Annotated in this window: 17 protein-coding genes; 8 read left to right on the top strand and 9 right to left on the bottom strand. The window is 50.0% G+C overall.

Annotated features, from left to right (window positions below; all coding sequences use genetic code 11):
* Window positions 1-169 precede the first annotated feature (169 nt).
* The 6 genes from ACEW8P_RS05210 to ACEW8P_RS05185 form a co-directional block, all read right to left on the bottom strand.
* On the bottom strand, window positions 170-1,684 hold the full coding sequence (locus ACEW8P_RS05210; protein WP_373512046.1) for an Eco57I restriction-modification methylase domain-containing protein: 1,515 nt from the start codon (window positions 1,682-1,684) through the stop codon (window positions 170-172).
* 11 nt (window positions 1,685-1,695) lie between these two features.
* Entirely contained in the window at window positions 1,696-2,361 is a 666-nt protein-coding gene (locus ACEW8P_RS05205) for a hypothetical protein (protein ID WP_373512045.1), read from the bottom strand.
* Entirely contained in the window at window positions 2,351-3,190 is an 840-nt protein-coding gene (locus ACEW8P_RS05200; RefSeq protein WP_373512044.1) for a lipocalin family protein, read from the bottom strand. The genes ACEW8P_RS05205 and ACEW8P_RS05200 overlap by 11 nt, the downstream gene beginning before the upstream one ends.
* A 14-nt stretch (window positions 3,191-3,204) precedes the next feature.
* Window positions 3,205-4,221 (bottom strand): hypothetical protein, encoded by a 1,017-nt coding sequence (locus ACEW8P_RS05195; RefSeq protein ID WP_373512043.1) that lies wholly within the window; start codon window positions 4,219-4,221, stop codon window positions 3,205-3,207.
* A gap of 100 nt (window positions 4,222-4,321) precedes the next feature.
* A complete protein-coding gene (locus ACEW8P_RS05190; RefSeq protein WP_373512042.1) occupies window positions 4,322-5,332 on the bottom strand; it encodes a hypothetical protein in 1,011 nt (336 codons plus the stop codon).
* Between the two features lie 116 nt (window positions 5,333-5,448).
* Window positions 5,449-6,141 (bottom strand): hypothetical protein, encoded by a 693-nt coding sequence (locus tag ACEW8P_RS05185; protein WP_373512041.1) that lies wholly within the window; start codon window positions 6,139-6,141, stop codon window positions 5,449-5,451.
* A gap of 250 nt (window positions 6,142-6,391) precedes the next feature.
* Here ACEW8P_RS05185 and ACEW8P_RS05180 point away from each other — a divergent pair, with 250 nt between their 5' ends.
* Window positions 6,392-7,312 carry a sugar phosphate isomerase/epimerase family protein gene (locus ACEW8P_RS05180; RefSeq protein ID WP_373512040.1) on the top strand — a complete coding sequence of 307 codons (921 nt, stop codon included), beginning with the start codon at window positions 6,392-6,394 and terminating at the stop codon, window positions 7,310-7,312.
* Window positions 7,309-8,340, top strand: coding sequence for a hypothetical protein (locus ACEW8P_RS05175; protein WP_373512039.1), 1,032 nt, complete (start codon window positions 7,309-7,311; stop codon window positions 8,338-8,340). The genes ACEW8P_RS05180 and ACEW8P_RS05175 overlap by 4 nt, the downstream gene beginning before the upstream one ends.
* 13 nt (window positions 8,341-8,353) lie before the next feature.
* On the opposite strand, the gene ACEW8P_RS05170 is transcribed toward ACEW8P_RS05175, so the two are convergent.
* Window positions 8,354-8,947 carry an exonuclease domain-containing protein gene (locus ACEW8P_RS05170; RefSeq protein ID WP_373512038.1) on the bottom strand — a complete coding sequence of 198 codons (594 nt, stop codon included), beginning with the start codon at window positions 8,945-8,947 and terminating at the stop codon, window positions 8,354-8,356.
* A gap of 179 nt (window positions 8,948-9,126) precedes the next feature.
* Between ACEW8P_RS05170 and nspC the strand changes: the two genes are divergently transcribed.
* The 5 genes from nspC to ACEW8P_RS05145 all read left to right on the top strand — a co-directional run bounded on the left by nspC (window position 9,127) and on the right by ACEW8P_RS05145 (window position 17,079).
* Window positions 9,127-10,281 (top strand): carboxynorspermidine decarboxylase, encoded by a 1,155-nt coding sequence (gene nspC, locus ACEW8P_RS05165; protein ID WP_373512037.1) that lies wholly within the window; start codon window positions 9,127-9,129, stop codon window positions 10,279-10,281.
* 579 nt (window positions 10,282-10,860) lie between these two features.
* Entirely contained in the window at window positions 10,861-11,307 is a 447-nt protein-coding gene (locus ACEW8P_RS05160; protein WP_373512036.1) for a hypothetical protein, read from the top strand.
* 31 nt (window positions 11,308-11,338) lie between these two features.
* Window positions 11,339-11,752: a hypothetical protein gene (locus tag ACEW8P_RS05155; RefSeq protein ID WP_373512035.1), complete on the top strand. Its 414-nt coding sequence runs from the start codon at window positions 11,339-11,341 to the stop codon at window positions 11,750-11,752.
* Window positions 11,753-11,784: 32 nt separating this feature from the next.
* Entirely contained in the window at window positions 11,785-15,666 is a 3,882-nt protein-coding gene (locus ACEW8P_RS05150; protein ID WP_373512034.1) for a M4 family metallopeptidase, read from the top strand.
* 276 nt (window positions 15,667-15,942) lie between these two features.
* Entirely contained in the window at window positions 15,943-17,079 is a 1,137-nt protein-coding gene (locus ACEW8P_RS05145) for a cellulase family glycosylhydrolase (protein ID WP_373512033.1), read from the top strand.
* Between the two features lie 85 nt (window positions 17,080-17,164).
* Here ACEW8P_RS05145 and ACEW8P_RS05140 read toward each other — a convergent pair whose 3' ends face one another.
* Window positions 17,165-19,657 (bottom strand): zinc-dependent metalloprotease, encoded by a 2,493-nt coding sequence (locus tag ACEW8P_RS05140; RefSeq protein WP_373512032.1) that lies wholly within the window; start codon window positions 19,655-19,657, stop codon window positions 17,165-17,167.
* A gap of 81 nt (window positions 19,658-19,738) precedes the next feature.
* Between ACEW8P_RS05140 and ACEW8P_RS05135 the strand changes: the two genes are divergently transcribed.
* Complete coding sequence (locus tag ACEW8P_RS05135) at window positions 19,739-20,527, top strand: cupin domain-containing protein (protein ID WP_373512031.1); 789 nt, start codon at window positions 19,739-19,741, stop codon at window positions 20,525-20,527.
* A gap of 120 nt (window positions 20,528-20,647) precedes the next feature.
* Here ACEW8P_RS05135 and ACEW8P_RS05130 read toward each other — a convergent pair.
* A partial coding sequence (locus ACEW8P_RS05130) for a DUF4394 domain-containing protein (RefSeq protein ID WP_373512030.1) occupies window positions 20,648-21,331 on the bottom strand: 684 nt, incomplete at its 5' end.

Below are 21,331 nucleotides of genomic sequence, written 5' to 3'. Positions count from 1 at the left end.
TGGGGTGGTCACGAGTCACTCGTGCTGCCGCAGGCGGCGGGAATGAAGCCTGAGGACTTTGACGCTACTATTGAGCGCCACCGCATGGTAAGGATTTACGTTGGGTTGGAAGATGCAGCGTATTTGACCGCTGATTTAAATCAGGCATTGGAGAAATTGTAACCCGGATTTAGCCTGCTAAATCCGGGTTAAGCTGAGCGAGAAAACCAGGCTCGCTCAACCGGAAATTTTCTACTATTTTCTTGCTGTACCCCTTCCAGCCGCCCCGGAAATCGCGGCCTGCTACCGCCATGTAGTCGGCCATTGCTTTTGAATTCAGCTGACTCAGGAGTTTTTCGTAATCTCCGCCGTACTTAATAAAATAGCCTGAATAAACGGTTGCTTCTTCGTTTTCGCAGAGGATGAATTTGGGATACTTGTTCATAGGAGAGAAAACTATCTTTTTCCCAAATGAAGTATCCAGTGCCTGTGCACGTCCAAAGGCATACCACGCCACTGGGTTTAGTTTCCCGTTGTCCCGTTTGTCTAAGATTTTTTTTTGGTTTGATAAATATGAATACGCCAGGGGGTACTTTTCTTTTAGGGTGTGTTCAGGGATAATAGTGTGCTTTCCAGCTGCATTTTTTTTATAAGGAAAAAGTATATATTCTGAAATCGGTTCTTGGCTATTTTTCAAACGAGAAGCTTTTATAATGGGCTTTAAGATGCTTCGCTCGATCGTAATCCTTTCCCCCGCTTTTGAAGTAGCCACAACTACTTCATCTGAATCATTTTCGATGATATTGAATAAGTACAGCTTGTCACTCAGCGTTGTCACGCCCACCGATATTTGACAAATATCGCCCAGCCTTACACCCGTTTTTGAGATTGAGCCATCAATCGAGAGTTGCCAGAGATCGTTATCCCGTAATTCGGCAAATGAAATATTTCTACTGCTGTACTCATAGGATGAATCGCTCAATTCGTATCTGAAATTTCTACTGGTTTTCTTGCCAAAAATGGTGATGGCCGAATAAGTACCAGTCTTGTCAAATACCCTTTCAGAGCCGTAGTTTGTAATGAGCTTCAGATTTTGGTTTTCCTGAAAGTACCTCCGCAGCGGGCGGGCAGTTTCCGAAAAAAAGTAAGAGTTGGGTGTAATGAAACCGCAGACGCCAGACTCGGCCAATAACCGATCGGCTAGTTCGAAAAAAGCCACAAAAGTGTCGGTGGAGCCGGAGCGGCAAAAGCGGTAGTTTTCCTGCAGGAAAGCTCGCTGCTCTTCGGGAAGATGTTGAATCCTTATGTACGGCGGATTGCCAACGATGTACTCGAAGCTTTGGTCGGGATTTGTTTCTTCCAGCGCATCTTTATTGACCAGATTCCACTCGATTTCAAGCCCTAGCTCCTCTATTTTGGCATCCAAAGATTTTCTACAGATAGCAATCGCCTCCTTGTCAATGTCCCAGCCAGAGACATTTTTTAAGTTGTTCGGCAGGGAGTCTTCTGATGAAAATGAGACGATTCGTCTGACTATTTCAACCAGAAAACGGCCATCTCCGCAAGCGGGATCGAGAATTGATTTTCCAAGGCAAGCCGAAGAAGTATATCCTGCCTCATCCAAAATTTTATCGACGATAAATTTTGGAGTATATACTTGCCCCAGAAGTTTTTGAGAGTCGTAAGTTTTAGTGAGAGAGGCCAACTATGTTCTGATTAATGTGCTGTGAAGGGCGGTTTCAGTTTGCATTTTTTGAATACGACTAAATTCTCGATTCGCTCAGTAATGATTGGAGAACTTATGTCCTCGAAAAGAATTTCATAAGTGTCCTGATGAAATGTAAAACTGGTTTTATCAGCCCTAATTCTTTGCGAGCCTTTCCGGTACAGAACCCCTAATTCACCACGCTCAACCGCTTGTTTGTCCACAAAACCGAGCAGAGATGCAACTGTGCCTAGTTGCTCGGATTGATGGAAGGACAGGCAAAAATAGTGCGTTGTACGGGAGTTGGGTTTGTGAAGTTGCGAGGCAGGAATATTCAGGACGTAATCGGCACCCAAAGTACCCGTTTGTCGCTTCATGGCTTTTATATCGAGAGAAAAGAAGCCTTCATCGGTTTTGAGAACAAAATCCTGACCCCAATCCTGACCATTGACCGCGCCGAAGGAGCGTTGCGGGCGGGGTAGTTGGTAGAGATCGGCAAAAACGATTTCGCCCAGACTGCCCGTGTAGCGCAGCATTCGGGTGTGGTTTTTCTTGTCGTCGGATTTGTCCCAAATATTGGCGACGTGATGATGCGCCAGCGAATGCTCCACCAGCTGACGGGCGAAACTTTTCTGCTCGTCGGCAACGGTCAGTTGAATGTAAAAATCATTGGTCAAAGTAGGTACGCATTTTCTTGAAAGCCAGCAGATATTCCTCGGTGAAGGTATCGGCTTTGGGGTATTTATCCAGTGTTTTGATCGATTTTTTTAGATAATCAAACGCCCGGTTAGCATCCTGTCGATCATAAAAGTACCTCTGCCATCGCTTCGCGGAGGGGCTTTCTTTGCTCAGGCCCAAACCGTGCGCATAAAAAATGAAGGGCGAGCCGACCAATCCGGTCTCGAAGTAAGTCTGTTTATTTTTCTTGACGCACTCGAAGTAGTGAATGAGGTAGTCCAGCTGTGCGATAGCCCGTTGCCGGATTTGAGTCTCGGTTTGTCTCTGCTTTGGTTTGACCCGCCATTCGTTTTGCTCAGGAGCCAGCAAATCGACCTCGCCGTAAATGTACTGCTCGCTCCTCTGGCAAGTTAGCGTCAGTTCGCCATCGGTGGCACCGACCTCGGCGAGTACCAGGATGAGCGTATTTTCATTTTGCTCGACGATGTCGAACGGGAAAGTTGTTCTCCCGCCAATTTGCAGCGAAAGGCGATTACCATCTATTGACCAGGTACCCTGCCGATAAGGCATTTCTGTGGAGAAAAAAGCCGAGCGCTGCCCTTCGTATAGTGCGAAAGTGGAGTTTTGGAAACCCGACTGCATGGCCTTGATTTGCTCATCTCGTAAAAAGGCTTCTGGCGTCGCCAACGGACTGGGTTGGTAGTTGATCTTGATAATTTTCCAGGTAGCGACCAGCGGATCAGACTTACCGCACTGCATCATAACCAAGCCCACGGCAAAGATTAAGAAATAGGTTTTTGCCTTGGCTAACCACAAAGGATTATTCACTCATTCAAAATTATTTAAGGCAATCCCAGCAAAAAACCAATGGTAAAATTCGCGTCCCAGTCGAAGACGAATTGGTTGGTGCCGGTAGCGTCGGCGATGGCTTTATAGATGTTAATTCCCGCTTTCGACTTGGCGTTTTCGAGTTTGTAGGCATCGGGGGCGCTCAGCACCGTGTAGCGTTCCTTGCCTTTGCGCACTTCCTTGGCCATCTCGAAGGGAACACCACCGATGATAAAGCAAGTTTTGCGTCGGTCGGTCGGAATCTGCTTCGCCTTGGCCATCACTTCATTATATACTTTGCTATCCTGCACATTGTCCTGGAAGTACTTGGCCCCGTAGGTTTCGATGGCCCGCACGCTGCCGTTTTCCATCCACGAAATCTTGGTGTTGCCTGACCCTATGTCGGTCACGAAGGCGCGTTGGTCGTAGAGTTCCGGCAGTACTGATTTTAGGGCCAACGTACCTTCCTGCTGTGGCGTAACCTGATTCACGGTATAACCCAAGGATTTCAGCGCACCAGTAATCTTGGACGTGACGTCGGCTTTGGCGGCTCCCGAACTTACTACAAAGTGGATGTTCTTGCCGCTCACGCCATAATCTAGCATGCTTCCGATGTAGCGTTTGAGACCCATGCGGACATCGTCGTCGGTAGCCATGTTTTCCGTTACCAGGCTGTTGCCGAACTCCGCCTTTTCCAGTTTCCAGCGTTTTTGGGGATCGACTTTGATAATAAAGGAATTGAACCCACTCGCACCCAATTCAACTACTCCCTTGAGTGTACCATTGACGGGTTCAGGTGCATCATAATCAAAGGAAGAACCCGCTACGTCGGAGGCATAGTTGTCGGGATTGGAAGTAGAGTTTGGTTCAGGCGTTTTGTATTCCGAGCCGCCTTCCGCCGATTCGATGCGGGCGGTGTCGGCCATGGATTCTAGGGCCTTCTGCCCGCCAAAATATTTAAAACCAAAGTAAAGCGCGGCTAGAACAAGGGCGGTAATGATCAAGCGCCCGGCAACAGTGAGTCGTTTCATGTTTTTAATTGTGAATTAGTGAATATCGGAATTAGTGAATATTGCTATCGCCAGAATTTGAAATATTCCGACATTTACTAATTCACTCATTCCAAATTAATTAATCAAGTAGTCCCCGGTACTTCGAATCTTTCGGAGGATTGAGTTCAATAGTTCGCGGGACAGCTTCTGGGGCGTTAAGGTCCACGAGGGAGAATTGGCCCTCGTTGTAGGCTTCGAGCATCTTTTGGCCTTTGTCGGAGAGTATGCCGTTTTGCACGTCCACGCCGTTGATGAAGTCCATCGACAGATCCATGGCCCGCTTCATCTCGCCGAGTTTGCGGCTCATGTCGTCCTGAATGTACTCCATCGACTCGTCGAAGTAGAACTTTTTGTCGGGATTGCCCTTGAAAATACTGATAGCCGTACGCAGGGCGTTGGAGCTTTCCTTCACGATCTTATACTCAGTTTCCTTCAATTTGACCTTGATTTCGGTTTCCTTGATGAAGTAGTCGGCGCTGGTATTTACTTTTTCCATGAATTCCAGGATAGTTTTCATGTTGCGTTGCAGCGGAAAAAGCTTCTCGTTCATATCCTGCAAACCTGCTCCCTCGATGGTGGCGAGTTGGGCCGTTTCCCGCATTCCTGGCTTGTGCGAAAGTTCGCTGGCCTTATTTGCCTCGGCAAACTTCTGCTTGATCTGGTCGTTGTTCTCATTTATTTTCTTGTTCAACTTCACTAGTTGCCCGGCCAGCGTATTGATTTGCCCCTGCATCTTCTCGCGCTTGTCTTTCAAATCGCTGATGTAGATTTTCATAATAGCGATCGGATCGAGCTTAATGACCAGTCCCGTGATTTTACGCATTAGGGTTTTGAACAAAAAGAAAACCGCCGTCCGCACGTCGCTACTCGTGAATAGGAAGACCAGCCCCGCCAGGGCTGCCAGCAAAAGGCCGAGGTACAGCGTGTTCTGCGTCACCTCGATAAGGAAGAGCGCGATGCTATTCCAGTAGTAAAGTGCCAAAGCACCTGCTGCTCCCAAAAAGAGCAGGGAAGTGATTCCCTCTGGCTTGGACCAATACGACTTCTTGTGGTCGTCGTCGGTTCCGCCGATTTGTGAAAAGTCAGTCATTTTGAGTTTATGAGTTTAAAGTTTATAAGTTTAAGGTTCGGGAGTTTCAAAGTGTCTGGTTCTAAGTCAGGAAAGAGAAAAACTCATAAACTCCTGAACTCATAAACTTTAAACTATCATCCCAGGTACCGTTTAATTTTCTCCACGTCGGCGTTGATTTGATCTACCATACTTTGGTAGGTGAGGTCGAAGCTGTCGCGGCTGACGTTGATTTTATCAGTTTGCTCCTGTATTTCGCCGTTGATTTTTTCCAGGCGATCATTATTTCCATCAATCTTTTTTTGCAGATCCACGATTTGTTGCGCGTAGCTTTTCGTGGCCTCCTGCAATTTTTTTGACTCTTGCTTTAAGCTACCTATACGGTCGTCTACCGCTTTTTCGACATCCTTCAAGAAACTTTCCCGGTCTTTGTTCAGCACATTTCCGTAATGGTTAGCGGAATTGGTCAGCACCGAAGTTTCGGTAACACCCGCTGCCATGGCTTTGAAACTTGCCCACGATGCCTGAAACTGCTTTTCTTCGTTTAGTCCCAGTCCTTCCATGCTTTTGAGGGCTTGCTTGAACTCGAAGTAGTCAGGGCCGGGTAAGTTGGCTTTTCCAAGCAACTCGGCAAAGTGTTCGACAAACTTTCGATCGACCTCGGCGGGAACCGACGTGCTGCTAACTACCGTCGGCTTGGCTTCGGGTGGAGGTGGAGCCGCCTGCTTGACATTGCCTGGTTGCGTTACGGGTTTTGCCGGCTCGTTCTCTGGTTCTTTAATAAAAAAGCCCAGGAGCTTTTTGCCCAGACTTTTCTCTGCTTCGGCCATACGGTTACTGATTTAAGAGGGTACTTGTCTGAATTTACCTGTCAATATTACGAAACCCGCGCCGTTTTTTCAATATAGGATTTGGATGAGCGGTGTTAGAAAAGGATGGTTTCCCGTTAAATTTGAATGAACGATTGAATAAGCAGGTCTTTTTTTGGGTGTAGTGCAGTTTCTTTCTTAGCTTAACGATTCAGAAAAACGATCACCCTGCCTACTCAAACTATTCAAATACTGGAAATCTCTGACCCAAATGCTCAAACTAGGCTTTAACAGCGCCATTCTTGCCGATTTTAATTTTGACAGCACCCTAAACTTCGCGGCTAAGCATGGCTTTGGCTGTGTAGAAGTCATGTGTTGGCCCCGCGATAGCGAAGATGCCCGCCGATATGCGGGCGTTTCGCATATCGATGTCACCAACCTGGACGACAAGAAAATCAGCGACATCAACTACACCCTTCGCACAACCAATGTCAGCATTTCGGCATTGGGCTATTATCCTAATCCACTCGACCCCGATCAGAAAAAATCTGGCCCCGGCATCGAACATATTAAGGAGTTGATTCGCGCGGCCGCCAAACTCAAAGTTCCCGTCGTAACTACCTTCATTGGCCGCGATCCGGCTAAGAATATCACCGATAATCTTAAAGCCTTCGCTGACGTATGGCCTGGCATCGTGAAGGTAGCCGAGGAAAACAACATTAAGATTGCCATCGAAAACTGCCCAATGTTTTTTACCGATGATGAGTGGCCCGGCGGCAAAAACCTGGCGATCAGCCCGGCGGTCTGGACTAAGATGTTCGAGATAATTCCCAGCCCGTGCTTCGGCCTTAATTACGACCCCTCGCATATGGTGTGGCAGATGATGGACGAGGTAAAGCCCATTTACCAGTTCAAAGACCGTCTGCACCACATTCACTTGAAGGATGTTAGGGTGTACAAAGACAAATTGGACCAAGTGGGGATCCTGGCAAATCCACTGGAATATCACTCTCCCAAACTACCCGGCCTGGGCGACGTGAACTGGCGCGGCTTTTTCGCCGCCCTCACCGACGTGCGCTATCGCGGCCCGGTCGTGATCGAGGTCGAGGACAAAGCCTACGAAGCCGATATCACCGACGTTAAATCCGCTATTTTGACCAGCCGGAACTACGTAAATCAGTTTTTGGGATGAATAACGCTCTCTTGGCTTTCCTGCTTTCCGCTCTACTCGGAAATTTGCTTTCCTGTTCCTCCGTGTCGTCGGATCAGCCTTATCGCTACAACGGGGAAAAGTTGAAGGGCGTAGCTTTCGTCGCACCGCGCGACTCTTTGGCCGATATGACGTATCTGCCCGTCAAGAGAATTAATGCCGAATGGGTAGCGCTGATGCCTTACGGGTACACCCGCGAAGGGACGGCGGATTTTGTCTATGCGCGTGATAACGACTGGAAATGGTGGGGCGAATCGCCGCGCGGGGTGGCGCATTGCGTTGAAGTTGCTCACAATCAGGGACTAAAAGTGATGTTAAAGCCGCACATGTGGGCGGGGCGAGGTACTTTCACGGGACATTTCGACCTGGCGACCGAGGCGGAATGGCAAACCTTTGAGAAAGGCTTTGGCGAGTATTTGCTTGAATTCGCTCGTGTTGCCGATAGTACTGACGTGGAATTGTACTGCATAGCCACCGAAATGCAGACCTTCGTCAAAAGGCGTCCGCAGTTTTGGTTTCAGATCATCCGGGAAATTAAGCAAATCTATAAGGGAAAACTCACCTACGCCGAGAATTGGGACGTGTACCAGGACGTCCCATTTTGGAATGAAATGGATTTTATTGGCATCGACGCCTATTTCCCGCTCTCCGAAACGCAGTCACCCGATTTGGCGACGCTAAAAAAAGGCTGGCAGCCTCATTTGAAAGCGTTGGGAAGGTATTCGGCTAAGATTCAAAAACCCATTCTATTTACCGAATTTGGCTATATGAGCAGCGATTTCTCCGCCCGCCGTCCCTGGGAAACGGATCGTGACCGTCCCGAAAATGATCCTTTGCAGGCCAGAACTTACGAAGTGTTTTTTGAAGAAGTATGGCAAAAGGAGTGGATGGCCGGGGGATTTGTCTGGAAGTGGTTTCCCTCCTTGCGGAGCGGTGAACGGGCGCGTGATCCATTCTCCCCGCAAAACAAACAGGCGGAGGTGGTGCTGGAAAAGTATTATGCTAATTAGGGAATGTCGGAATTTAAGATCTTTTTTCTAGCCTTACATCATCTAACCGTCCGAAGATTTCCTTTAAACATTTGGCAGTTAACTCCGCGTCTTCCAGGGCGTTGTGGGTTTCTTCTTCACGCCCAAAGCCGAAAAAGCCGGATACCGCGCCCAGGCTGAGGGAGCGCGGAACTTTTTGGCCGTTCTTTTCCATAATCATGAAGTATAGATACGACACGGTGTGGAGGTCCAGCATTTTGTTAGAAAAGGGCCACTTCATTTTTTCGTTTGAGTAGGCAAAGCGCAGGAAGTTGATGTCATAGATGACGCTTTGTCCGCAGATGACCGTCTGATGCAGCGGCGCGCCGTGGGTTTTGGACTTGATCCATTTTTCAAATTCAGGAATCACGTCGTAGATCATCGGGGCCTCTTCCAGATCAGCCAGCGACAGGCCGTGGACTTCCTCCGCGCTGGCCGTGAAAGCTTCCTCGTTTTCGGGATACACGTTCGTCAGGTAGGTGCCGAGGGCGTTCCAGTCGTCGTCGAACAGCTCGGCGCCCAACTGGATGATCTCATTGTAGCCCGGATCTGGACCGGACATTTCAATGTCCATTACTAAAAAAGCCATGTTTGAATGATGAGTTTTGAGTTATGAATGATGAGATATTTATGGTCTATGTCTGTACCTTCCAAAAATAAGGCTTGTTATAAGAGTGCGTATTTTTGTCTCAAATGTAAGAAATTGCGTCATTGATTGCTCTTTGAAAGAAAAGTACCGAATTTCATCACTCATCACTCATCACTCCATTGATCGACTACACTGAAATCCCTTCTCCCTGCTACGTATTAGACGAAAAACTACTCCGCGCCAATCTTGAATTGATTGATAGTGTGCAGCAGGAGGCAGGCTGCAAGATTATTCTGGCCCTCAAAGCTTTCTCCATGTACAGCGTCTTCCCCATCGTGGGCGAGTATCTAAGTGGCGCTACGGCGAGTTCGTTGAACGAGGTAAAGCTCATCAACGATTTTATGGGTGAAAAGGCTCATACCTACATTCCGGCCTACCTGGATGCTGAATTTGCGGAAGTTCTTGAGCGTAGCAGCCATTTGACGTTCAATACGTTGAGCCAGTTCGAGCGTTTCAAAGATCGCGTTTGGGACTTTAACAAAGAAAATCCTGACCAAAGAATCTCCGTGGGTATCCGCGTCAACCCGCAGTACTCAGAGGTTGAGGCTGAGATGTACAATCCCTGCATTCCCGGCTCGCGGCTGGGCGAAACGCGCGATAAGTTCGGTGACACGCTACCCGAAGGAGTAGAGGGCATTCACTTTCACACCCTTTGCGAAAACGGCTCCGACACGCTGGAAAGAACCCTGGAAACCCTGGAAGCGAAATTCGGTAATCTGCTGCACCAGGCGAAATGGCTCAACATGGGCGGCGGCCACCTCATGACCCGCGAAGGCTACGACACCGAGCGGCTTATCCGGCTAGTCAAAGCTATCCGAGAAAAATACAATCTGGATGTTATCCTGGAACCCGGCTCGGCCATTGCCTGGCGCACTGGAACACTCTACTCGACGGTACTTGATATCATGGATAGTCAGGGTATTCAGGTTGCGATTCTTGACACTTCCTTCGCCGCCCACATGCCCGACACGCTCGAGATGCCCTACAAGCCGCACATCGTGGGAGCCCACCACGAACCAGTGGCGGACAAGCCAACCTACCGTCTGGGTGGCATGACCTGCCTAGCGGGTGACTTCGTGGGCGACTACTCCTTTGATCAGCCGCTGCAAATTGGGGACAAACTTATCTTTGAGGACATGATCCACTACACAATGGTGAAGACAAGTACTTTCAATGGCGTGAATTTACCTTCCATCGGCATTTGGCAAAAGGACGATACGTTTCGGCTGGTGCGGAGTTTTGGTTATGAGAGCTTCAAGGAGCATTTGTCGTAAGATCGACCAATATATTTGGCAGAAATACCAGAAAAAGCTGTGTCGCCACTGCCCACAGTGGTTGTAAGACTTTGGTTATAATTTTTTGTGTGAATGTCCAGTAAGCTACCTGTTGTCGCCAGAACTTCGAACGGCTAATACAGTCATTGGGAACCTCCAGCCTGAATTTGCAAGATCTTCTTGCCTACTCTCCCTTATCTCAGCCGGAATCAGTAAACTCAAAGGCAGCCGATCGGATTTCTAGCGGGGCTGACTTTTCTGTTCAGTTAGCTCACTTTGATGTCTAAACATTAGTTGTAGTGGTATTGTAAGTCAGTGGATTAGGGGCTGGCGATGCAAGATTTGAAAAATATTGCCTTACATTGTTATGTATCCGAAAAACTTTTTTCGCGGAAATGTTTTATTCCTTCCATCATTTCCAGTTAACCCCCAATATGTTTTCTTGTTTTTGTTCAAATTCGCTGTATTATCCGAATATTAAATTTAAAAATATTTATAATATTTCACTTGCGAGTTCGGGTTACTTTCCTAGCTTTGAAGCGATTTCTTATTCTTTCATCCTTTTTACAATTACCGCTTATGAAACGAAAACCGATTCCGTGGGGGCGAGGACGCCCCGCCAACCGACTCCTGAGCTACACCGCTCTGCTGGCCGTGAGCCTGATGCTCTCCTGCGCGAAGAAAGAGTTTGAAAGCATTTGTGACGAAAATTGCTGCGATACTACTGCAATACAGTATGAATACGTTACTGAAATCAAAGATGCCGAAGCAGATTATGGAAACGGGGGCTTTTGGCTCAAAAATCCCATAAACAATGTACCAGCGGTTAATTTGTGTGACTTAAGCGTAGATAAGGTGAAAGGTCTTGAAAACACTTTCGATCCTACCAGCCTACCTGAGAGTCTCAGCAAAATGCCATTCGCTTATCGTATATCGGGCCGGGTATATAATGATATTTATACTGTCAACATAATTGGAAGGCCAGTATACTGGATTAGGCTTGATAATGTAAAGAAGATCAAATAAACCTCCCTTAACCTCTAAACCCTTTACTAATATGAAAAAGCTCCTGATTAAATCCCTGCGAATTGGATTGCTGCTGGGAGTAGCAGGTGTACTATGGACCTGCGCGAAAAAAGAAGATGACGGCATTTGTACCGAGACCTGCTGCGATACCTCAGTAGTAGCATACAAATACATTAAAGAAGTAAAAAATGCAGAAGCTGACTATGCAAATGGCGGATTTTGGCTAAAAGAGCAAATAAATGGCGTAAACGGGGTAATCGTTTGTGACATAGGATTGGAAAAGACAAATAATCTCCAAAACACCTTTGATCCAAAGAATATACCAAATTCACCGTTCGCCTACCGGGTTTCAGGCATCATTTATCAAGACATAAACGGCGTTTCAATCGGTGGAAATAATCCAATACACTACATAAGACTCGATAATGTAACGAAAAGCAAATAAATCCATCTATAACCTTTAAACCCTTTCCTGACATGAAAAAGCGTTACCTCAAATCCTTGCAAATTGGATTGCTGCTGGGAGTAGCACTGTCCAACGTGGTTCTGGCCCAGAAGTACATCCCTAAATACCAACGGGACGATGACAAGACCATCGAGCGATTGGCTAAATACGTGGGCGAAGATGGCTGGATCGAATTCCGCCAAGACGACAACGCCGTGCAGGCTTCGGAATTTTTTACCAATTACAAAGACAATCTGGGCATCGGCGAGGGATACGAACTGAAACTCCTGAACCAGAAAACGATGGAGCCCAAATTGCTGAGCCAGCAATACCAATTGTATTACAGAGGACTCCCGGTAGAGGGAGCGTATTACACGCTCATTTCGCAGGAGGGAAGGCTACAGATCGCCGTGGGGAGAATCATCCTGGATTTATCCAGGGATGTTGCCAGCCCCACCAAAGAAAGCGAGGCTCTGGCAACAGCACTTGCTGAAATAGGTACGACCGTCGAGAAAATTCAGAAAGAGGGCGGTAAAACGGACGGCGAGCTTCTCCTAGCGCGTTGCGGAGAGGATTTTACCAAGGAAAGCTACTGTCTCGCCTACGCTTTCAATTTAACAGACGAAAAGGATAAGCTGCCTTACCGCATTTATGTGGACGCCACTACCAATAAAGTGGTCAAGCGCCTCCCGCTTTACCAAAACTGCTTCGAATCACCTTCTCCGGTCAAACCTTTGCCAATCACTGCCGAAGTGGAACCTACGCCTTTAGAAAGGTCTTTTTCTCCTTTGGTAGCCTCGACGTTCATCCCGAACCACGCCCGCTACCTGGCGGGACAAGGGGTGTTGAATTTCGATACGGAACCAGTTGGTAGCAACTTTGGGCTACGTTTCAATAGCCAAAGTCAGAATAGCGCGCTACAGGTACAGAGGGACTTAAACAACAATGGACAATTTGACGATGGAGATGTTACAAATCCTAACACAAATTGGGGCAACAACTCCCCCAACGCTACCACAGCGCACTGGGTATGTCAGCGTATGTATCAGTATATGCTCAATACGCATGGTAGAAATGGAGTCAACAATAATGGCACTATCGCTAGGGTTTCTGTAGAAGTGCCTGCGGGTGATTTTGCACAGTGGCAACATCCAACAAACAGAATGCTGATAGGTTTTAGAAACGGAACCGGAACAAGCTTGTCGACAATTGACATAGTTGCTCATGAACTGATGCACGGATATTCAAACAATATGGCAGGAGGAAATGGATTGAATGGAACGGCTGAATCTAGTACGCTCAACGAAGCCCTATCTGATATGTTTGGGACTGTGGTGGAGAATCAACTACTGCCAAACGACTGGAACTGGACGCTGGGCGAAGACGCGTGGTTGCTGCGCAATATGTCAAATCCTGAATTGTCAACTCCTCCACAGGCCAGGACTTTTCAAGGGCCGAACTGGGGCGGTACCGAGCCGCCCCATCAACGCAATGGCTTTCTCAACCGCTGGTTTTTCCTGATTTCAGAAGGTGAAAATGTGAATCCCGGCCAAAGGGTATATCCAATTGGAATGGACAGAGCGGCAAGAATAGTTTTTTACACTATGAATGCTTTCTTGCAGCCATCGACCTCATTTGCCAATTTTAAGGATGCGTCACTTTACGTAGCTGAGCTACTGTATGGTACATGTTCACACGAGGCTAGGCAAGTTATCAATGCATGGAATAATGTGAACTTCAGCACAAATTTTACCTGCACTCCTGATTGCAACTTTACAATCAACCCCACCGCCAGCCCGGCTCCGGCAAACTGCAACTCGCCTATCACCCTTACAGCCAATTGCTCGGGTCCCGGGTGCGATTACATTGATTACAACTGGAATGGCCCAGGCATACCTGCCGGCCAAAACCCGCCGGGACAGACCATTTCCGTTACAACGCCCAACGGGGCAGGCACGAATACTTACACCGTCTCTATAACAAAAGTGGGCTGCAACTTCTCCACTGCCGATGCCAATGTGATCACAAATTGTCAACCTCCATGCAACAGCAATGGCACGGGCCTGACAACCAACTACTACAACGGCCAGAACTTGCAGGGTAGCCCCTTTGCTACGTTCAGCGGCAATATCGACATCAGCGGCAACCAGAGTGATAATCTGCCCGGAAGTAACGTAGCGGCTAATGATGTGTCGGCCCGCTGGGAGGGGAAAGTCGAAGCTCCGGTTAATGGTACTTACAACTTCAACGTCCGCACCGACGACGGCGTACGGGTGTGGTTCGATAACCAGCAAAGGGTGGATGACTTCGGCTATTACCCGCCTACCGACCACAACTTCTCGGTCAACCTCACGGCGGGCCAGAAGTACAACGTCAAGGTGGAGTGGAAGCAGGGCGGCGGTGGCTTCGAGGCCAAAATGTTCTGGAGCTATCCCGGCCAGGGCAATCAGATCGTCCCCGCTTGTTGGCTTTTTCCGGGCGGCAGCCCCCCTCCGCCTAACTGCAACTTCTCGGCCTCGGCCAACCCCTCCACGATAAATACATCGCCCAACGTCTCCATCACGTTGAACGCCTTGTGTTCCGGCGGTGACTGCGGCAGCGTCAACTACCAGTGGAGCGGCAACGGGGCCAGCAGCAGTTCGTCTTCCTACACGCTCAACGCACCGGGGTCAAACGGCTCCTACACCTATACTGTGACCCTCAGCAAACCGGGCTGTAACAACAGTACCGCCAGCGTAACGGTCAACGTCAGCAGCGTTCCGCCAGCCAACAACTGCCTCAACCTGGGCGACCAGTGTTCGGGCAATTCGTCAGAGGTGCGCAACTACTCGATGCCTCTCTCGTCGGGTGGCAACAAAACGGTGACGTTCACCTACCGCTCGCACGAGGGGCCGGGTACACTAAACTTTGTCCTTAACAGCACCCCGTACACGATTGCGCTGCCGCAAACTACCCTGTCTTACGCGACGATCACATTGCCGGGCAACTATCCTTTCGGCACCTCCAACACCATCGCCTTGTCGAGCGGCGGCGGATTTATCTGCTTCCGAGAAATTTGTGTCGATGGAGGAGGTGGTGGCTGCCAAACCCCCAACCCACCCACCGTGTCGGCTTCATCGTCCACCCCGCCTAGTAACCTTTCGGCCTCGGGCTGCAATGGAACGGTCAACTGGAGCCACGGTGCCTCGGGTGCCAATGTTACGGTCAATCCCACTGTAACCACTACCTATACCGCTACCTGCACTGAGAATGGCTGCACGAGTAGTGCAAGCAACGGTGTAATAGTGACGGTCGGTGGCGGTGGTTCTGATTGCCTCAACCTGAGCGATCTATGTTCGGGCAACTCACAGGAAATCCGCAACTACAGTATGCCTTTATCTTCTGGCGGCAACAAAACGGTAACATTCACCTACCGCTCGCACGAGGGGCCGGGTACGTTGCGCTTCGTCCTCAACGGCAACCTTGGCATCATTTCGCTGCCGCAGACCACGCTCAACTACTCGACTATCACCCTACCGGGCACCTACTTTTTCAACAGTAGCAACAGCATCGCCCTTTCAAGCGGCGGAGGCTTCATCTGCTTCCGCGAAATTTGCGTCAGCAGTAGCGGAGGGCGCCTCGGCGTGGCGGAGGAACCCGCCACCGACAGCCCCGAACTGACGGTATCGCCCAACCCCAACGACGGCGAGTTCGTGGCGCGGTTCTACGTCGAGCCGGGCCGCAAGGCTACGCTTCGGGTGAGCGACATTCAGGGGCGCGAGGTCTGGAAGAAAAACCTCACGGGCGAGGGAGCGCACAGCGAATCCGTACGGCTACCCGCGCAGTCGATCGGCAGCTTCGTCCTCCTGCTTGACAAGGAGGCGACTGGCACCAAAGGCAAAGCAGAGTTCAAACGCGTCATCGTGGTCAAGTAAAGATAAAGTGCTTATTTACAACGCAAACCTGTCGTCTCGAGGAACATTTTTGTTCGGCGAGACGACGGGTTTTTGAATTTACGATTTGAAACACCGTATTTTATTTCACCAAAGTCCTTAGGGCAATGCTACCATCCAGCTAATAATTTATCTGTTTTGGACGTAGGCGAGAAACCGATGCAGTTGATTGGGAGGTGAAAAATCTGGTTTTCGAGGTTAAAGTGAATCCTTTTCTCTCTTTTAGATTGGAAACATTTTATTCAATCTTCTATCTCGATGAAAAAATTACTCATTTTATTTTTTGCCCTATCGTTCACCCTCACTTTTGCCCAAAACAAACAACCTGAACGCTGGACTCAGACCCAGGCTGAGGCCTGGTACGCTGAACAACCCTGGCTGTTCGGCTCAAATTACAATCCGGCCAGTGCGATCAACCAGTTGGAGATGTTCCAGGCCGAGACTTTCAATCCCAAAGAGATTGATAAGGAACTCGGATGGGCCGAAGATTTGGGAGCTACCACGGCACGTGTTTATCTGCACGACCTTTTATGGCAGGATTCGACGGGTTTCAAAAAGCGCCTCGACCAGTTTTTGGACATCGCCGCCAAGCACAAGATCAAGCCCATGCTGGTGCTGTTCGACTCTTGCTGGGACCCGTTCCCGAAATTGGGGAAGCAGCACGAACCCACCCCCGGTGTGCACAATTCCGGCTGGTTGCAAAGCCCCGGCGCGGACGCCCTTACTGACGTTTCGGAGTACCCTCGCCTGAAAGCCTACGTGCAGGGCGTCGTCGGGGCCTTCGCCAACGACCCGCGCATTCTGCTGTGGGACGTGTGGAACGAGCCCGACAACACCAACGACAGCAGCTACGGTACAAACAAACTCAACCAGGAACCCGAGCGCAAGCGGGAAATTATCACGCGCCTGCTACCCGATGTTTTCGCCTGGGCGCGGGCGGTCAAGCCGACGCAGCCGCTTTCTTCCGGTACCTGGATTTTTAGCAAAGACCGCGACGTGAGCGACCCGAAAAATTGGAGCGCAATGGAGAAAGTACAGTACGAAAACTCCGACATCCTGACTTTCCACCACTACGGCGGGCCGGAGGAATTCCAACAAGTCATCATGCAACTGAAAACCCAAAATCGCCCGATGATTTGCACCGAGTTCATGGCGCGGGGCAACAACAGCAAGTTCCAAACGCACCTGCCAATTGCCAAAAAGTACAACGTAGGCATGATCAATTGGGGATTTGTGGTCGGAAAAACGCAAACTTACCTGCCCTGGGACAGCTGGCAGAAGCCTTACACCAATGGCCACGAGCCAAAAATCTGGTTCCATGAAATCTTGAAAAGCGACGGCACGGCCATCGACCCCGAAGAGACGGCCGCAATTAAAAAGGCGACCGGAAAGTGAATGAAGAATTATGAATGATGAGTGATGAATTATTCCAATATCTTTCATCACTCATCACTCATCACTCATCACTCATCACTTTCTTCTATCCTTTTGCAGGGTTCAAAATATTCTCAATCCGCACTACCGCGTCCTGAACATGATAGCGCGTCAGATCGTCTTTGTAGCGGTTTTGGGTACTTTTCAATTGCTGTTGCAGTTTCACCAACTCGCCGCGGGCAATTGAGCGGATGTCCGATTGGCTGATTTCGACGGGCGTCACAGTTCGGCGACTGGTCGGTTTTTCATTAAGCAGGTAGTTGATGCGATCCAGGTAGGCCTTTTGCAAGTTGCGGCGGTAGATGTCGATGGCTGCGCCTCTGTACACTTCGCCCCAAATGCCGCGCTGGAGTTGGCTTAGCATATCCAGGGCGTTGTAATTGACCCCATTTACGTCGTTTTCCATGAGCCGAGCCATTCGTTCGGGCGAGAGCAGGCTGTTCAGGTGCCGCACTTGCAGGGAGCGGATTTCATCCACATAGTTGGCATGGTGGACATTGCGCGAAATCTTGGCCTCGTGCAGCCAATCCGGTGAAGAAAACGCGTTATCCAGCAGCCATTTGACGGATGTAGTCTGCGTCTTGGCGTCCACCGGAGTGAAGATATAACCTTCCTGATTGGGTTTCAAGCGATTTTCATGAACACCGCCTACGTTGGTCGATACGTGGCCGATGTAGCGGCTCCAAACGCCGAGTAGTTCGTCATACAACTCTTCCAGGTCGTCGTAGTCGTTGGTTTTTTCGGCTGTCCACTCGTAGAGCTTTGGGGCCACGAGTTTGAGGTTTTTTAGGCCGTAAGTACTAGCTGTTACGGCATCCGCTCCTATGTTTTCGGTTTGGCTCTCGGGGTCGTAGCCACCGCTGCCGCTGCCAAACTGATAGATCGGGTCGCCCGATTTTTCGTTTATCCATTTTGAAAGCGTAGGTACTTCGGATTCGGCGTCACGGGCGTCGGGCAAGTAACGGTAGCCCCAATTTATAACGTAGTGGTCGTAAGGCCCCAACTGCCGCACGAAGCGGATGCCTTCATCACCCGGCTGCGCCACATAGTTGTAGCGGGCGTAGTCCATGATGGTGGCTGCTATGCCGTATTTCTGAGTAAAAGTCCCCGAACGCAGCGAGTCGGTGGGGTAGGCGGCACTCGCCTTCATATTGTGCGGCAAGCCCAGAGCGTGACCGACTTCGTGCGTGATAACCTCTTTCATCATTTCGCCCAGGTCGTCCATCGGCGTGTCGAGGGTGCGGGCGGTGGGGTTAGCCGCGCCCGTTTCCAGCAGGTAACGATTGCGGTAGGAACGCAGGTGGTTATGGTACCAGATAATATCGCTCTCGATAATCTCGCCCGAGCGCGGGTCCGACACACTCGGCCCTACGGCGTTGCGGGTAGTGCTGGCCACGTATCGGATGACAGAATAGCGCACATCTTCGGGGCTGAAATCCGGATCTTCCGCCGCCGTAGGTGGGTCTTTGGCAATGATGGCGTTCTTGAAACCTGCCGTTTCAAAAGCTTCCTGCCATTGCTCCACGCCCGCCTTGATGTAGGGACGCAACTTATCGGGTGTGGCGGGATCGAGGTAATAGACAATGGGCTTCACGGGTTCCACCAACTCGCCGCGTCGGTAAGCGGCGATGTCCTTGGGAACCAGTTGCCAGCGGCGGATGTACGATTTTTCGTCGGCTTTGAGGGCTTCGGAGCCGTAGTCGAGTTGCCGGATGTTGAAGTACCCCACGCGGTAATCGTTAATACGCGGCTGCATGGGTACTTTGGGCAGCAGCACCATCGACTGGTTCATCAGCAGACTGATCGCCCCCGTCTCAGAATTGGAGGGCGGTTCGGCGGCGTCGTAGGTGAAATCCTGCTTGATCTCAATGTTCAGCGGGAAACTTTTGGCACTTTGAATAAAACTACGGCTGTCGTCCAGCTTACTGACTTTATAGGTCTTGCGCATGTCGGCGTTCAGGCCGCTGAACAGCTTTACGTCGCTGGAAAGAAACTTCGTCACGTCGATGACGTAGGCGGAGGAATCTTTAGAAAGGGCCGCAATATCGAAGGCGTAGATCGTCGGCTGGTAGTTGTTGGCCTGTACCGAGAGATTGATCGGTAGCGAATCGGCGGCTATCGAGCGGTACGACTTGGTTTTTAGCACGATTCTGTCGCCAAATTTCTGCCAATCGACCATCTGCTCGTTCACCGACGAGCCGGCATTGACGTAGCCACCGCCCAGGCCCGAGGGCAGATTCACAAACCGACTTACCCATAGAAAATCACGCTCAAGCAGGGAGTCAGGGATTTCATAGAAGTACTTTTCACCAACTTTATGAATCGTGAACACGCCCGAATCAGATACGGCTTCCTTAGTGATGACGGACTTGTAAGGCTTTAAAGTCACTTTGGGCTTGGCCTTGTCACTGCTGTCGGTCTTGCTAGCGGCAGTTTTGGCGACTTCCGCGCCCGTTTGTGGAACCTTCGAACTGGAACAGGAAATCTGTGAGAAGGCCAGAAAGCAGATAAAACCAACTGCCCGGTAAAATAATGACATGAGTTTTTTGGGTTATATAAAGAAAAAGTTGGTACTTGATTCGGTGCGATAAATATAGGTCACCTTTTTTATAAAAAATTCATGAACCCACGCTTTCTGTTCAAATCGCAGTACTTTTTATTTCCGATTCTTATGCTTCTTCCTTTGGCTGGAAATGCTCAAAACGCCCTAATTCCGGCGAACGTGTATCGCTGGGCGGCGGCCTCAGTGACGAAGAATGCCAGTTCGCAGCAGCGCGTTCTTCTCGAAGGGGCGACGCCCGCCTTTAGCCATATGAAAGTTCATGCCACCACCGTGCCTCCGGGACAGGCCCCGCATCCGGGCCATGCCCACGCCGACGAAGAGCTCATCATCGTAAAGGAAGGTGAACTCACGGTAACGATTGGCGGAAAAACCGAAACGCTTGAAACTGGCAGCGTGGCACTGATCATGCCCAACGACGAACACGCCTTCGAAAATAAGGGAAATCAACCGGTGACCTACTACGTGATGCGCTATACGGCGGCCCAACCTGATACCGAAGAAGATGCCAAGACCAGACAATCTTTTGTAAAACATTGGCAGGGAATGGAATACAAAGCCCACGATAAGGGTGGTAGAAGAAATGTTTTTGATCAAAAAACCGCCCAGGCGGAACGCTTCGAGATGCACATCACTACCCTGAACGAAGGCTTGATGAGTCATCCGCCACATACCCACAAAGCTGCCGAAATCCTGTTACTGATACAAGGCCAGGCCGAGGAAAGCATCGACGGAAAATGGATTCCCGCTAACGTGGGCGACATTATTTTCCTGCAATCAGAAGTGCCGCACGCCATTCGGAATACGGGCAAGGGCGCGTGTACTTACTTCGCCTTTCAGTTTGAGTGAAAAGGAGGAAAGGCCCGGCTGGCGTACCACCGGGCTGACGCTCCACCGGGCTGGCGTTCCAGGAAAACAAAAAAGGCGTCAGAGGATTTCTGACGCCTTTTTTGACAAGAATAAAAAAACTTACAGACCGAAGCCAAGCGCTAGCCCCTTGACGCCCGCCGGGAAATCGGCAATGCGGAAGGCCGCCCCAGTGGAAAGGTTGATCTTGTAAAAGCCAGATACGCCGCCGACAGTGAGAAGTGCGTAGGCGTCTCCGGTGGTTCCGCCGATGTCGAAGCCATTGGCCGCATCGACCACGACACCCAGGTTGCCGATCTCCACCAGACCGCCACCGTTCGGCGGATCTTGCTTGAACAACTTGTTTGACTGGCTGTCAATGTCGTAAAGTACCGTCGAGGTAGTTCCGGCGAAACTGTTGGTGTAAGCCGCTCCATTTACAAACGGAGTAGCGGTGCCAGAGACAGGAGTAAGCGTGCCGTCGATGATTGCCGCTCCCGTAGTCACGTTTACCCGCAGGTTTTGGCGGTTATTGCTCACAATCCGCAAACGGTCGGCCACGGGGTTGAAGTCCACTCCGAAGCTGCTGCCGTCCAGAGCCACGCTCAGGACAGAGAGGAAACTGACGGCTCCATTTGACAGGTTGATGGCATACAGGTTGCCATTGGTACCCAGCGCGTGAAGCTGGCCGTTGACGGGCCGGAAATCAATGCCTTCGACATTGACGCCGGCTGGCAGGCCCGTGATGCTGCGGGTGATGCTAGTGAATGGGAATTTCTTGGGGTTAAAAATATGCAATGTGTTGTT

This window comes from Persicitalea sp., assembly GCF_041751555.1.
In the GTDB taxonomy this organism is placed as follows: domain Bacteria; phylum Bacteroidota; class Bacteroidia; order Cytophagales; family Spirosomataceae; genus Persicitalea.
Note: the sequence above shows the minus strand (reverse complement) of the source record. Positions and strands in the feature narration are given on the sequence as shown.